Here is a 14813-nt window from a genome sequence, read left to right as displayed (position 1 = left end):
TGCCTGGCGTTAATGAATGAGTGGCTGCCAGAGAGTCATTAGCCCCTGCGTCAGCCCGCCTCGCCAGCAAAGCGCATCATGTCCGCCGTCGACCTGACGCCAGAAAACTGTTTGCTGCGGATGCTGTAGTTGGGCGTAAAGAGCCTGATTGGTGCGGAAAATCAGCGGTTCACGACGCCCTGCCTCAAGCACGATACGCAGGCCCGTCGCCGATTTTTCACCCGCTTTGAGTTGTTCGATAAGTTGCCCGTCCTGATCCGCGCCGCGATGCGGCCACCAGTACGATCCCGACTGGCTGAGCACGCAGCCAAACCGCTGCGGCCAGTTGAGTGCGGCATACAGTGACGACAGGCCGCCAAAACTTTGCCCGGCGACCACAGTCCGATCCGCGCGCGCGCTGAAGGGCGTTAACGCCTGTATTTGCGGGAGCAACTCCTCCTGTACCGCCAGCCAGAAATCAGGGTTACAGGGCAGCTCACGGCTGCGGTGCGCGGTGTCGATAACATCAATTAGCACGTACACCGCGGGCGGCAATTGGCCCTCTTGCGTCAGTGTGGCCAGCGGCGACCAGACGGGCATGCTTTCGGCCCAGAACTGACCGTCGAGCAGTACCGCCAGCGGACGTTCTGCCGGGTTTTCATCCCCGGTGGTAAAAATCCACACGCGGCGGGAATTACCCAGACGTGGGCTGTGCCAATCGATACATTCGGGTGGTGAAAACGGTGTATCAGCGTGATTCCAGCCGGGCTGCACGGGTGCGTGCGGCATTTCGAGCGCCGAAACCGGATGCCCGCGGCCACCGCGCCAGCTTTGCGGGTTAAGCGGATCGGAAATCGCGCGTGGCAGCAGTTTGCGCCATCCTTCGCGCAGCGCCATGCGATCGGGCGTGGCGGCGCTGAAGACCGCTTCGGCAAAATCGTGTTCGTTTTCAGAGGGGATAAAACAGTAACTGCCGCGCCATTCCGGGCTGAAATCACCCTGCCACCGCCAGACGTCGGTATCGGGAATACGTTCGAGGGATTGCGGCTGCGCATTTTGATGATGATCGGTGACGCCAGTGATGTAGATCCACACCCGTTTTATCGCCGATGAACGCGCCGTGCCAGCCGGATCGCGCCACCAAAACGTGACACGATAAAGGTCTTTTTCACGCGTCCATTCAGGACCGTTTTTCGACTGCCACCAGGCTTCACTTCCCGTTGTTATCGTCGTCACCCGCTTAACCTCATGTTTCACAGTATTTTGTTTCAGGACAAATTTTGTTGATAATATTATTGATAACTATTTGCATTTGCAATAGCGTAGTGCCCGCGCTGTGGGAAGCGCGCTCATAAAATAACCATGCCATGCATTGTGTGCGCTCGAGGACAGGGCTGCTTACGCAATATGCGGGTGACAACATGCCGCCTCCTCTCCCATTCGGGAATGGAGCCAAGGGGATGCGGCACTGAAAAGCAGGACGTACAATGAATAAGAAGATTCACTCCCTGGCCTTGCTGGTCAATCTGGGAATTTACGGGGTTGCAGCGCCCGCGATGGCTGACGACGCCACCGCCAGCAGCGCTTCGCACGAAGACACCATGGTGATCACTGCCGCAGAGCAGAATTTACAGGCGCCGGGCGTTTCTAAAATCACTGCCGACGAAATTCGTAAAAATCCGCCGGCGCGCGACGTAGCCGAAATCATCCGTACCATGCCAGGCGTAAACCTGACCGGCAACTCCACCAGCGGCCAGCGCGGCAACAACCGCCAGATTGACATTCGCGGCATGGGACCGGAAAACACCCTGATCCTGATTGACGGCAAACCTGTTACCAGCCGCAATTCCATCCGTCTGGGCTGGCGTGGCGAGCGCGATACCCGCGGCGATACCGGCTGGGTTCCACCTGAAATGGTTGAAAGCATCGAAGTGATTCGCGGCCCGGCGGCAGCCCGTTACGGTAACGGTGCAGCGGGTGGCGTGGTGAACATTATCACCAAAAAATTCGATGACCAGTGGCATGGTTCCTGGAATACCTATCTGAACGCGCCTGAGCATAAAGACGAAGGTTCGACAAAACGCACCAACTTTAACCTGAGCGGCCCGCTGAGCGGAGAGTTCAGCTTCCGTCTGTACGGCAATCTGGATAAAACCCAGGCCGACGCATGGGATATCAACCAGGGGCATCAGTCCGAACGTACGGGCATGTATGCCGACACGCTCCCGGCCGGGCGTGAAGGGGTTGAGAACAAAGACGTCAACGGCGTGGTGCGCTGGGACTTCGCTCCGATGCAGTCGCTGGAGTTTGAAGCGGGCTACAGCCGTCAGAATAACCTCTACGCAGGCGACACCCAGAACACCAACAACGATAACAGCAGCAACGGTCTGGTGAAGAAAAACTACGGTAAAGAGACCAACCGTATTTATCGCCAGAACTTTGCTGTCACCTGGAACGGCGGCTGGGATAATGGCGTGACCACCAGCAACTGGGCGCAGTACGAACACACCCGCAACTCACGTCTGGGTGAAGGCCTGGCGGGTGGCCTGGAAGGGTTGTTCAACAGCGATAAGTTTACCGATACCGATCTGTCGGACGTGATGCTGCACAGTGAGGTGAACCTGCCGATCGATTTCCTGGTGAATCAAAATCTGACCCTGGGAACCGAGTGGAATCAGCAGCGCATGAAGGATATGTCCTCCAACGGACAGGCCCAGCAAGGCGGCACGATCCCTGGTATGAGTGACGATCGCAGCCCGTATTCCAGCGCTGAGATCTTCTCCCTGTTCGCTGAGAACAACATGGAGCTGACCGACAGCACCATGCTGACGCCGGCGCTGCGCTTCGATCATCACACAGTTGTGGGCAACAACTGGAGCCCATCCCTGAACCTGTCTCAGGGCCTGGGCGATGACTTCACCCTGAAAATGGGCATTGCGCGTGCGTACAAAGCGCCGAGCCTGTATCAGACCAACCCGAACTATTTGCTCTACAGCAAAGGCCAGGGCTGCTACGCCAGCGGTGACGGCGTCGGTTGCTACATGATGGGCAACGACGATTTGAAAGCCGAGACCAGTATCAACAAAGAGATTGGCCTGGAGTTCAAACGTGACGGCTGGATGGCGGGCGTGACGTGGTTCCGCAACGATTATCGCGATAAAATCGAAGCCGGCTATGCCCCGATTGATCAGACCTCTCTCGGCAAAACCAAAACCGATATTTATCAGTGGGAAAACGTGCCGAAAGCCGTCGTAGAAGGCCTGGAAGGGACGTTGAATGTGCCGGTCACCGAGACGGTGAACTGGACCAACAACATTACCTACATGCTGCAAAGTAAGAACAAAGAGACCGGCGATCGTCTGTCGATCATCCCAGAGTACACGCTGAACTCCACGCTGAGCTGGCAGGTACATCAGGACGTGTCGCTGCAATCGACCTTTACGTGGTACGGCAAGCAGCAGCCGAAGAAATACAACTACAAAGGCAAACCGGTAACAGGTTCTGAAAGTGACGAAGTCAGCCCGTACAGCATTGTGGGCCTGAGCGCGAGCTGGGATGTGACCAAAAACGTTAGCCTGACCGGCGGCGTGGATAACGTCTTCGACAAACGCCAGTGGCGCGCAGGTAATGCGCAGACTACCGGTAACGATAAAACCGGAGCGTATATGTACGGCGCAGGCGCGTACACCTATAACGAGCCGGGTCGAACCTGGTATATGAGCGTGAATACGCACTTCTGATAGACCCGTCATACTTCGCGTTGCAGGTGCGTTGGCTGCGTTCGTTTACCCGAATCACTTACCTGAGTAAGCTCATCGGGATTCATTCACTTGCCGCGTGATTCGGCCTGATGGCCTCACCCCTACGGGGCCAGCGCAAGCGCTGTTCAAAACGCCAATGTCGTTTTGTCCTACAACTCGAATTGTTTAAGGTTTAAACTGTAAGCCCTCTTCCACCGAAGGGGGCTTTTTTCACTAAGGGAAACCATGCGCACGCTTCACACCACTTTTTCCCTTGCCCGCCAAACTGTCCACCAAATCACGTTTGAACCCGCCACGTTCAGTGACGCCGATTTGTTGTGGCTGCCGCACCATCAGCAACTGGCTCATGCTGCCCGCAAACGTAAAGCAGAACATCTCGCCGGACGCATCGCCGCAGCGCATTCGTTGCAGGAATTCAGTGTCCGCGCGATTCCTGGCATAGGCGTCAATGGCGAGCCGCTGTGGCAAACGGGGATCGTCGGCAGTATTACTCATACTGCCGCCTGCGCGCTGGCCGTCGCGTCGAATCACACACAGCAGCTGTTGGGGATTGATTGCGAACAGATCCTGAATGCACTTGAGGCGCAAGAGATCAAAGACGGAATTATCAGCCACGAAGAAGAGACGCTTTTACGTGGCACCTCCCTGCCGTTTGCGCTGGCGCTCACGCTGACATTCAGCGCCAAAGAGAGCGTGTTTAAAGCGCTGTTTCCCAGGGTTAATGTCCTTATGGGTTTTGACAGCGCCCGCATCGCGGCGCTTACAGCCGACAACCTGACGCTGGCGCTGACCCGTCCGCTCGCGGGCTTCAAAGAAGGCACGCCGTTTACACTTCACTGGCTGCGCGATGGCGAGCGGGTGATCACTCTGCTGTCACATTTTCCCGCCGCTTAGCCTTCACGCTGGTCACGACAAAAGTGATGATAAACACCAGCGCAAACAGCACCACGATGGTCGGCGCAGGCGCGCTGTCGAGATAAAATGACAGATATACACCGCTGACGGACACCAGCATGGATATCAGTACCGCCACCAGCAGCGCGACGTGGAAGCGCGTCGTGACCAGCACCGCTATCGCCCCAGGGGCAATCAGTAGCGATATCGACAAAATAATCCCCACCGCTTTTAACGTCGCCACGATGGTGAGCGAGACCATGCACAGCAGGCCATAGTGCAGCCATCGGGTGCGTAAACCGCTCACCTGTGCCTGCTGAAAGTCAAAGCAGAAGAGAAGAAAATCACGCCATTTAAGGCCAATGACCAGCGTAATCAGCGCCGCCACGATACCGCTCTGTGTGATATCCATCGCGTTGATCCCGAGCATATCGCCAAACAGAATATGATCGAGATGCACTTCCGGTTTAACGGCGATATAGAGAATCAACCCTGCGGCGAACATGCCGGAAAACACGATCCCCATGACGGTATCTTGCTTGATACGGCTGTTATCTTTCAGGTATCCCGTGGCGACGGCGCAGAATAATCCCGCCACAAATGCGCCTATCGCCAGCGGCAGACCGAGCATCCAGGCCAGCACCACGCCCGGGAACACCGCATGGCTCATTGCATCGCCCATCAGCGCCCAGCCCTTCAGGACCAAAAAGACCGACAGCAGCGCGCACGGCACGGCGACCATCAGTGAAATCAGCATCGCATTGTTCATAAAAGCGAACTGGAAGGGTTCAAGAAGTAGCGCGATCATTCCTTCACCTCCCGCACCTGGCGCGCCCGACGACGGTTTGCCAGCAGACCGTGCTTAGGCGCAAAGACAAACGCCAGCAGGAACAGCAGCGTCTGCGCAACCACAATGATGCCGCCCGTTGCGCCGTCGAGATAATAGCTGGCCCACGCGCCGAGGAAACTGGTGAGACTGCCAATCACCACCGCAATCATTAGCAGACGCGGAAAACGGTCGGTAAGCAGCCACGCGGTGGCGCCGGGCGTCACCACCAGACAGATCACCAGAAAGGCGCCGACGGTTTGCAGCGCCGCCACGGTGGACACCGCCAGCAGCGTGAAGAACAGGACTTTCAGGCGCTCAGGACGTAAGCCGATGGCGCGAGCGTGATTCTCATCGAAAAACGTCACCATCAGATCCTTCCATTTGAACAGCAGAATCACAATCGAGACCACGCCAATGATCGTGAGCTGCACAATATCTTCCGGGGCGATGGCCAGAATATTCCCCAACACGATGGTTTGAATATTCACGGACGTCGGATTGAGCGACACCATAAAGAGCCCCAGCCCGAAAAAGGAGGAGAAAATCAGCCCAATAATGGCGTCTTCTTTCAGGCGGCTTCGCTGGTTTAGAAACAGCATGCTGGCCGCCGCCAGTCCGCCCGATAAAAATGCCCCTAGCGAGAACGGCAGCCCGAGCATATACGCCCCTGCCACACCCGGCACAATCGAGTGCGAGAGCGCATCACCGATCAGTGACCAGCCCTTGAGCATCAGATAGCAAGAGAGAAACGCGCACAGTCCGCCCACCATCGCCGACACCCACATTGCATTGAGCATGTACTCATAGCCAAAAGGTTCCAGGAGCGTGTTCATAATGGTTCCCGCTTATCCGCAGGCAGACGATGCGACACGAAGGGCCGTTCGTCATCGGTAATAATGCGGTCTTCCGAGCCGCTGAGCACCACGTGGCGCAACACGCCGCTGAAGGCGCGCTCGAGATTCTCCGCCGTAAAGGTGGTTTCCGTCGGGCCACTCGCCAGCACGGTCCCTTTCACCATCACGGTGTAATCACAAAAATCGGTCACTGAACCCAAATTGTGGGTCGAGACCAGCATCGTTTTGCCTTCGTCGCGCAGCTCTCGTAGCAGGCTGATAATTCTGGCTTCGGTTTTGACGTCCACGCCAGTAAATGGCTCATCCAGCAGGATAACTTCGCCCTGCTGCGCGATGGCGCGCGCCAGGAAAATACGTTTTTTCTGCCCGCCGGACAGCTCGCCGATTTGTCGATGGCGTAATTCCAGCATATCGACGCGAGCCAGCGCCTCGGTGACCATCAGCCGATCCTTCTCTTTCGGGATGCGCATGAATCCCATGTGGCCGTAACGTCCCATCATCACCACATCTTCGACCAGCACCGGAAATGACCAGTCCACCTCTTCCGACTGAGGGACGTAGGCGACCAGATTCTGCCGCAGCGCCTGCTGGGTGGGCATCCCAAGAATCGCGATATTGCCGCTCGCCGCCCGCACAAATCCCATCACCGCTTTAAAAAGCGTGGATTTACCGGAACCATTCACGCCAACAAGTGCCGCAATGGAGCCGCCCGGTACGCTGAACGTCGCGTTTCGTAAGGCAGTGTGACCATTGCGATAGGTCACCGTCACATCGGATACGACAATCCCCTGAGCCTGCATCTTTTACTCCTTCATGCCGTCATGAATGCCCTGTACCAGCGTGCGGGTCGTGACATTGAGCAGATCGAGATAGGTGGGTACCGGGCCATTTTCGGCGCTCAGAGAATCCACATACAGTACGCCGCCGTAGTGGGTGTCGGTTTCACGCGCCACCTGACGAGCCGGTTTATCCGAAACGGTACTTTCGCTAAATACCGCCGGGATATGATTTTTCTTCACCAGGTCGATCACTTTGCGCACCTGCTGCGGCGTGCCCTGCTGATCGGCGTTGATCGGCCAAAGATAGAGTTCTTTCAGGCCTAGATCCCGCGCGAGATAGGAAAACGCCCCTTCGCTGGTAACCATCCAGCGCTTGTCTTCTGGGATGTCAGCCACCTGCTTACGCAGCGGCTCAAGCGTCTGGGTGATTTTTTGCTTATAAATTTCGGCGTTACGCTGATAGGTCTGGGCATTTGTCGGATCGTACTTCATCAGTGCATCGCGAATGTTATCGACGTAAATCAGCGCATTATCCGGGGACATCCACGCGTGCGGGTTGGGTTTGCCGTTATACGGCCCTTCGCTTATCCCCATTGGCGTGATCCCTTTCGTGACTTCCACTTCTGGCACGCCTTTCAGATGCTGGAAGAAACGCTGGAACCACAGCTCCAGGTTCATGCCATTCGACAAAATCAGCTGTGCATTCTGCGCGCGTTTGATATCGCCGGGCGTGGGTTGGTATTCGTGGATTTCTGCGCCAGGTTTGGTAATCGAGGTGACTTCCGCGGCGTCTCCCGCGACGTTTTTCGCCATATCAGCAATGACGGTAAACGTGGTGATCACCCTGAATTTTTCAGCCGCCAATGCCCCCGAGGTGCTCACCGCCGTGAACAGTATGCCGAACAGCACCTTTTTAAATCCTTGCCATGGTCGCATCGCGAGAGCCTCCTGAAGTGGTTAAATTCGAAGCAAAATTAGCCTGTGCTATCTTATATAGCACAGGCTATATTTAAATGAAAATAATTATCATTAAAGTTATGTCAAGCGAGGTGCTCTCCTTTCGGATCGTACCGTCAGGGTGCGTATGTCCCCGCTCGGCTTCATCACTCGCAGGACTCACCTGGCTGTATCAAGTATAACGTCATGGATAAATCCACAGTATCGTATTATTGGCGAATGTTAATTATTGCGAAGCGGCTCGAATATAAAGTGAATAGGATTGGCACAATATTTTTAATATTCCAGATGCATATGTTCATTATTCAAATCTGTACTCATTGTGTCTTCGCAAGACAGCCAAAAAACGGCGTTTACACAGCGCTTTTAAAGGCGTTCAATGGCATAGGGGGTTAGCGTTTTTGGCAGTATTCTCCCGATGTTCTGGAATCGTACTGCTCAATACTGGAGTCAGGTTTATGATCAAACGTCTATTTTTCTGTAGTTTCATGCTGTTTGCCTTTTCAGTCAGTGCCGCGAATGGGGGAAATGGCGGAGACGGCGGAAACGGGGCTGACGGTGGGAATGGTTCAAGCGGGGACAGTGCCGATAACACTCCCGGTCGTCCAGGCTGCCCCGGAGGAACTGCTCCTGATAAAGCAGGGAAATTTTATCTTCCAGGAACCCACGAGCTATGTAACCCAGGTAAGCAGGACGCATTACGCGCGAGGTAACGCTTTGTGACTGTGCCGCAAACAAAGGCTGAACTCCTTTCAGCGATTGATAAAAATTTTAGTAAATTAATGGGTTATCTCAACGCTATTCCTGAAGATATAACCCTGGACAATTCAATGGATGGGCATGCAAAAGGCACGGAGATGAGCGTTCGCGATCTGGTTTCTTATTTGCTCGGCTGGAACCACCTGGTGGTGAAATGGATCACATCTGACGAAAAAGGGTTGTTGGTTGATTTCCCGGAAACCGGATTTAAGTGGAATCAACTGGGTCTGCTGGCGCAAAAATTTTATGCGGATTACAAAGAATTAAATTATCACGCGTTACTCACTGAACTCGAATCAGCAAAAGAAAAAATAGTAAGACTCATTGATGAACGCACGGATGACGTTTTGTATGGTAAACCCTGGTATACAAAATGGACGATGGGGCGAATGATTTCCTTTAATACGTCGTCACCCTATGCCAATGCGAATGCCAGATTAAGAAAATGGGCTAAAAATAATCAGCTCAACTTAAAATAAAAGCCCGCACAGAAAGATCTGAGCGGGCTTTTACTGTTCGGTGGGATAATAACCCTCACCGAAAGACATATTCATTACTCGCGAGCGTTAACTGTTAAGTGGCAATCTATATTCGATGACGCCCGGTTTTTCTGCCACCCAGTTATACAGCCGCTGTGCTGTCACATTTTTCTCCTGCGTATGCCAATATAACCGCCCACATTCGCGCTCGGTGGCCTTTTGTTGAACATACTCTATTAGCTGTTTGCCGATATTATTTCCCCGGCTATTTTCAGCAACAAATAAATCCTCTAAATAACAAAAGTCATTTACAGACCAGGTTGAACCATGAAAAACATAGTGAACAAACCCGAGAACGGTTTGTCCGTTTTTCGCCACCGCACAATGGATGTCTTTATCGGCATCAAAAAAACGCTTCCATGTTTCAATGGTCGTCTCTTCAGGCAGTTGGACTTCATAAAATTGCTGATACTTTACCCAGTAAGGTAGCCACTTTGCATAGTCGTCATCCTGGACGGGAACCACAGAGATTTTTATATTTTCATCAGTCATATCAATCACCTTATAGAGCCTCATCAATATTGATAGTGAAAGAATACCGTTTTGAGTGGTATCGTATCAGATACACTTTTTGGTTTTTTTAGGGGTCCACTTTTTGAATAAAAAAAGCGCTGTGAGTTTTCCTGGCTTATTGCTTAAAAAAGGGAAAATCAAAGAGCAGTTTTATTTGACGATTAAAGCGCTGATTCTGAATGGTCAACTCAAGGCAGGCAGTAAGCTCCCCTCCAGCAGAACCTTCTCTGAGATGATGTCAATTTCCAGAAACTCGGTTATCGCCGGTTTAGAGCGCCTTATCGATGAAGGCTATCTCATGACCAAACACGGCTCAGGAACCTTTGTCACTTCAACGATTCCTGATGATGTGATTCACATTAAAGCCACCGCCACTGATCAGGATATTAGCCCTGAAAATAGCGTGCCCACTATTCACCCTGACCGGGACGCACTGACAAAAATATGGGAGAAAACCGCGCCGCTCTCCGGGAACAATATGACGTTTAATATTGGTATCGGGTGTGTCGATTTATTTCCCTATGAGCTTTGGGGACGCATGTTAGGACGCGTCTGGCGCCAGTTTCGTCATCAGGATGGCAAACTTCATGAAGCTCTGGGATATAAACCCTTACGAGCCGCGATTGGCGAATACGTCCGCGCAACGCGAGGTTTGCACTGCTCTGACGAACAGATACTCATCGTGAATGGCACTCAGCAGGCAATGAATCTCACGGCGCACGTCCTTTTAGAAAGAGGCGACGAGGTGTGGCTGGATGAACCAGGTTATGACGGCGCGTTAGGGGCATTTACGTCCATGGGGGCCAACGTCCGTCCTGTCATCAGTGATAACAAAGGAATGGATATTTCGTATGCGATAAAGCACTGGCCACAGGCAAAAATGGTTTTTACATCCCCCTCTCATCAATTCCCTCTTGGCGGGACATTAAGTTTATCCAGACGAATTGCGCTGCTTGACTGGGCGGCAGAAAATAAGATGTGGATTTTTGAGGATGATTATAACAGTGAATTTAGATATACCGCTCAACCTATACAAGCCCTTCAGGGACTGGATAAACAACAGCGTGTAATCTATGCCGGCTCATTTTCTAAAATGATGTTCCCCGGATTTCAATTAGGTTTTTTAGTCATACCAGAGAATCTCGTGGAGTCGTTTAAAATCGCCAAATATTATGGCGATACGCGGACACCTTATCTGGAGCAAATGATACTTGCTGCATTTATTTCCGAAGGGCATTACGCGCGTCACGTCAGACGGGTAAGAAAAGCCTGTCATGAACGCCAGCGCGTGATGATCGAAGCCATACAATCTTACTTACCAGAAATCATTCTCGCCGAGCCTTTCGATTCAGGTATTCACATCGTGTGTTGGTTAGCCGACGGTATCCAGGAATCATACATGATCGAGCACTGTCGTAGAGCCGGTTTAGGCGCACAACCGCTTTCACGGTACTGCCAAACTAAGCCCACGAAGCAGGCGATTCTGTTCGGTTTTGCCGCGCATTCACCGTCAGAAATCGTCGACGGTATAAAAAAACTGGCTCAAACAATAACGCAGTAAAATTATACACACCCGCAACACCGCAGCGCCGCGGGCATATTTTCTACTTCTGCGCCAACCGTTTGTTCAAAGCATCGAGATACCGCTGGGCACTGCGAGCTTCGTAAGGATCGGCCTGCTGGCTGGCAGCTTTTTCATACCAGTAACGCGCCTGCTCATTATCCTTCGGCACGCCGCTCCCCGTTTCGTAAAGCAAACCCAGTAACTTTTGATCGCCTGGACTGCCTTGATCCGCCGCTTTGCGGGTCCAGTTCGCCCCCTGAACCGGGTCTTTCGTGACGCCTTCACCCGTAGCATATTTACTGGCAACGCTGGTTTGCGCGTACAGATAGTTTTGCTCGGCTGCGCGCTTCATCCATTCAAACGATTTCTGGTCATTTTGTTCAACGCCGCGTCCGTAGCGATATCGTTCACTCATCGCATACTGCGCTGGCGCATAGCCTTGCTCGGCGGCTTTGGTAAACCAGGATACGGCCCTGGGTGCATCCATTTCGACGCCAATGCCGTTGTAGTAACAGTTACCCAGATCGTACTGCGCGACTTTATTATCGCGATCCGCCTTTGCGGTCGTTTGCTGGATGTCGTCACACGCGGGGAAATGAGGGTTCGAGGCGCTGGCCGCGGCGCTCCATATCATCACGACGGCACAGGCAACGTGCCAGGGAAAATGGGTGTATTTCACTTTTTAGCTTCTCTCTCATTATGGGATCGTGCCTTCGGGCATTCTAAGTGACAACGCGTCGCTCATTATCCAGGATAACCGTTAACGACAATCCTCAAGACGCTTTATCTGTCGCCCATCTGCGTCAAAATTCTCCGCCGCCAGCCACGCACGAAATTCCGCATCACGTTCCGGCCATTCGGCATCAATAATAGAAAGCATGTCGCTGTCGCGGTTACGCGCTTTACGCACCAGTTTTTGTCGCAACCGCCCTTCCCAGACGAATCCCAGCCGTTCAGCCGCGTTGCGTGACGCAACGTTCATCGAATCACATTTCCACTCCAGTCGACGATAGTCGTGCTCAAAGGCATTTTTCAGCAGGAGCCAGACAGCTTCGGTGCCCATCGCGGTGTTTTTCATTTTCCGCGACCAGGTGACGTGGCCGATTTCCACCGATCCCATCAATCGTTCAATCGCCATGTAGCTCACCAGCCCAACCGCCCGCTCTGAGCTCACATCAATCACGGCATAGGGTACCAGCCCGTCATCCATCACTTTGCCGATAATCCAGTGAGCCGTTTCTTCGACGCTTTCAGGCTGCGTGCTGGCAAGCCACGTCCAGTCGCTGTCATCACCCAGGGAATAGGCATCGAAAAGGTCGGCGGCATGAAGCGTAGCATCCAGCGGCTCCAGCCGACAGAATCGCCCGCTGAGCGGCGTGCGGGTTAAAAGCTGCGCCCCCTTCCAGTCCGGGACAATATCGTTAACGGTTTGACCATGTTGATTGATTTCCGGCACGTCTGTGACTCCCTGATATGTAATGTATTTGTTATATCAGGACAAAAAGCAGGCGTGAAGGGTTTGTTTATTCGCGGCGCTTAATAGCCATTACGCATGCCTTATACCTTACAGGCATAAGCAAAGCAGAATTTGAACTTTGCGGAATTTCTGACTGCGCCTAACGTAACGGAGCGTAAAACAATCACAATAAATTTCTTTCCAGGGATCGCTATGACGAAAAAATTGCTGCCGTTACTGGTGCTGGCTGCGCTGTCTGCCGCCGCCCACGCCGCTACTCCGCCAAATACACTGGTTGTCGCACAGGGTCTTGATGACATCGTGAGCCTCGATCCCGCCGAAGCCAATGAGCTTTCCAGTATTCAGACGGTGCCAAGCCTTTACCAGCGTCTGGTTCAGCCGGACCGCGATAATCCGGAAAAAATCACCCCGATTCTGGCAGAAAGCTGGCAGGAAGATGCCGCCGCCAAAACGTTGACCATTAAGCTGAAACCCGACGCGAAATTTGCCTCCGGCAACCCATTGCGTCCGGAAGACGTGATTTTCTCGTACACCCGCGCGGTCACCCTGAACAAATCCCCGGCCTTTATTCTGAACGTGCTGGGCTGGGAGCCGAGCAATATCGCCAGCCAGCTGAAAAAAGTGGATGACCATACGCTCACGCTGCACTGGACGGCGGACGTCAGCCCAGCGGTAGCGCTGAATATTCTCTCCACGCCGATCGCCTCGATCGTGGATGAGAAGCAAGTATCCGCGAATGTGAAAGACAACGACTTCGGCAACGCGTGGCTGAAGATGCACTCTGCGGGCAGCGGCGCGTTCAAGATGAAGGTTTACCAGCCGCATCAGGCCATCGTGCTGGAAGCCAACGACACGACGCCTGGCGGTGCGCCCAAGCTGAAAAGTATCATTATTAAAAACGTGCCGGATCCGGCCTCTCGCCGTCTGCTGATCCAGCAGGGCGATGCGGACGTGGCGCGCGATCTGGGTGCTGACCAAATCAGCGCCCTGGAAGGCAAAGCAGGCGTGAAAGTGCTGAGCATTCCGTCAGCCGAGCAAAACTATCTGGTGTTTAACGCCGGCAATAGCGCCAACCCGCTGCTGAATAATCCGGCGTTCTGGGAAGCGTCGCGCTGGCTGGTGGATTATGAAGGCATCACCAAAAATCTGCTGAAGGGCCAATACTTTGTCCATCAGAGCTTCCTGCCGGTCGGTCTACCGGGCGCTCTGGAAGACAATCCGTTCAAATTTGATCCGGCCAAAGCAAAAGAAATCCTCGCTAAAGCGGGCATCAAAGACGCGCACTTTACGCTGGATGTTGAGAACAAACCGCCGTTTATCACCATCGCCCAGTCGATGCAGGCGAGCTTTGCCCAGGGCGGCGTAAAAGTGGATCTGCTCCCGGCGGCAGGTAGCCAGGTGTATGCCCGCGTGCGCGCGAAACAGCATCAGGCCGCGATTCGCCTGTGGATCCCGGATTATTTCGATGCGCACTCGAACGCGAGCGCCTTTGCGTGGAACGACGGAAAATCCAGCACCGTGGCAGGGCTGAACGGTTGGAAAATCCCCGAGCTGACCAAGGCTACGCTGGCAGCAGTCGCCGAGCCGGATCCGGCAAAACGTCTGGATTTGTACACCAAAATGCAGCAGGAGTTGCAGCATAACTCGCCGTATGTGTTTGTCGATCAGGGCAAAACCCAGATTGTGGTGCGCGATAACGTGAAGGGGTATCAGCAGGGGCTGAATGCGGATATGGTTTGGTACGATCGCGTGACGAAATAATCGCAGCAGCGATAGCCAGGTATGGTCACGTGATTAAATCATCGCAGCAGCGATAGCCTGCTATGATCACGTGATTAAATCATCGCAGCAGCGATAACTTGTTGAGGCGATTATACGACTTGTAGCGAGGGTTTTGGTGAGGGAAAA

The 14813-nt window shown here is 53.5% G+C and carries 13 protein-coding genes; 5 read left to right on the top strand and 8 right to left on the bottom strand.

Annotated features, from left to right (window positions below; all coding sequences use genetic code 11):
* Positions 1-9: 9 nt before the first annotated feature.
* A complete protein-coding gene (fes, locus tag AC0LWE_RS15590; protein WP_219346903.1) occupies positions 10-1215 on the bottom strand; it encodes an enterochelin esterase in 1206 nt (401 codons plus the stop codon).
* A 251-nt stretch (positions 1216-1466) separates the two neighbouring features.
* On the opposite strand from fes, the gene AC0LWE_RS15585 reads away from it, so the two are divergent.
* Positions 1467-3719, top strand: coding sequence for a TonB-dependent siderophore receptor (locus AC0LWE_RS15585; protein WP_219346904.1), 2253 nt, complete (start codon positions 1467-1469; stop codon positions 3717-3719).
* A 246-nt stretch (positions 3720-3965) separates the two neighbouring features.
* The gene (gene entD, locus AC0LWE_RS15580; protein WP_219346905.1) at positions 3966-4634 is read left to right on the top strand and encodes an enterobactin synthase subunit EntD; all 669 of its coding nucleotides are present in this window, start codon (positions 3966-3968) and stop codon (positions 4632-4634) included.
* Here entD and sitD read toward each other — a convergent pair.
* The 4 genes from sitD to AC0LWE_RS15560 are packed head-to-tail and all read right to left on the bottom strand — an operon-like array spanning position 4603 to position 8032.
* Positions 4603-5442, bottom strand: coding sequence for an iron/manganese ABC transporter permease subunit SitD (gene sitD, locus AC0LWE_RS15575; protein WP_202667212.1), 840 nt, complete (start codon positions 5440-5442; stop codon positions 4603-4605). The two genes, entD and sitD, sit on opposite strands and share 32 nt — an antisense overlap.
* Positions 5439-6296 carry an iron/manganese ABC transporter permease subunit SitC gene (gene sitC, locus AC0LWE_RS15570; protein WP_059178716.1) on the bottom strand — a complete coding sequence of 286 codons (858 nt, stop codon included), beginning with the start codon at positions 6294-6296 and terminating at the stop codon, positions 5439-5441. The genes sitD and sitC overlap by 4 nt, the downstream gene beginning before the upstream one ends.
* Positions 6293-7117, bottom strand: coding sequence for a manganese/iron ABC transporter ATP-binding protein (locus AC0LWE_RS15565; RefSeq protein WP_202694226.1), 825 nt, complete (start codon positions 7115-7117; stop codon positions 6293-6295). Before AC0LWE_RS15565 ends, sitC begins: the two co-directional genes overlap by 4 nt.
* 3 nt (positions 7118-7120) lie before the next feature.
* Positions 7121-8032 carry a metal ABC transporter substrate-binding protein gene (locus AC0LWE_RS15560; protein WP_202694227.1) on the bottom strand — a complete coding sequence of 304 codons (912 nt, stop codon included), beginning with the start codon at positions 8030-8032 and terminating at the stop codon, positions 7121-7123.
* A 740-nt stretch (positions 8033-8772) separates the two neighbouring features.
* Between AC0LWE_RS15560 and AC0LWE_RS15555 the strand changes: the two genes are divergently transcribed.
* Complete coding sequence (locus tag AC0LWE_RS15555) at positions 8773-9291, top strand: ClbS/DfsB family four-helix bundle protein (protein ID WP_219346906.1); 519 nt, start codon at positions 8773-8775, stop codon at positions 9289-9291.
* A gap of 87 nt (positions 9292-9378) precedes the next feature.
* Here AC0LWE_RS15555 and AC0LWE_RS15550 read toward each other — a convergent pair whose 3' ends face one another.
* Positions 9379-9843, bottom strand: coding sequence for a GNAT family N-acetyltransferase (locus tag AC0LWE_RS15550; protein WP_202667216.1), 465 nt, complete (start codon positions 9841-9843; stop codon positions 9379-9381).
* 103 nt (positions 9844-9946) lie between these two features.
* On the opposite strand from AC0LWE_RS15550, the gene pdxR reads away from it, so the two are divergent.
* Complete coding sequence (pdxR, locus tag AC0LWE_RS15545; protein ID WP_219346907.1) at positions 9947-11425, top strand: MocR-like pyridoxine biosynthesis transcription factor PdxR; 1479 nt, start codon at positions 9947-9949, stop codon at positions 11423-11425.
* Positions 11426-11468: 43 nt separating this feature from the next.
* On the opposite strand, the gene AC0LWE_RS15540 is transcribed toward pdxR, so the two are convergent.
* Both AC0LWE_RS15540 and AC0LWE_RS15535 read right to left on the bottom strand, forming a co-directional pair.
* Positions 11469-12107 carry a tetratricopeptide repeat protein gene (locus AC0LWE_RS15540; RefSeq protein ID WP_219346908.1) on the bottom strand — a complete coding sequence of 213 codons (639 nt, stop codon included), beginning with the start codon at positions 12105-12107 and terminating at the stop codon, positions 11469-11471.
* An 81-nt stretch (positions 12108-12188) separates the two neighbouring features.
* Positions 12189-12884 carry a GNAT family N-acetyltransferase gene (locus AC0LWE_RS15535; protein ID WP_219346909.1) on the bottom strand — a complete coding sequence of 232 codons (696 nt, stop codon included), beginning with the start codon at positions 12882-12884 and terminating at the stop codon, positions 12189-12191.
* A gap of 213 nt (positions 12885-13097) precedes the next feature.
* On the opposite strand from AC0LWE_RS15535, the gene AC0LWE_RS15530 reads away from it, so the two are divergent.
* Positions 13098-14666 carry an ABC transporter substrate-binding protein gene (locus tag AC0LWE_RS15530; RefSeq protein WP_059178724.1) on the top strand — a complete coding sequence of 523 codons (1569 nt, stop codon included), beginning with the start codon at positions 13098-13100 and terminating at the stop codon, positions 14664-14666.
* The last annotated feature ends 147 nt before the right edge of the window (positions 14667-14813 follow it).

Source organism: Lelliottia sp. RD5, assembly GCF_056032945.1.
The sequence above is the reverse complement of the archived record's forward strand: the minus strand, read 5'-3'. Positions and strand labels throughout refer to the sequence as shown.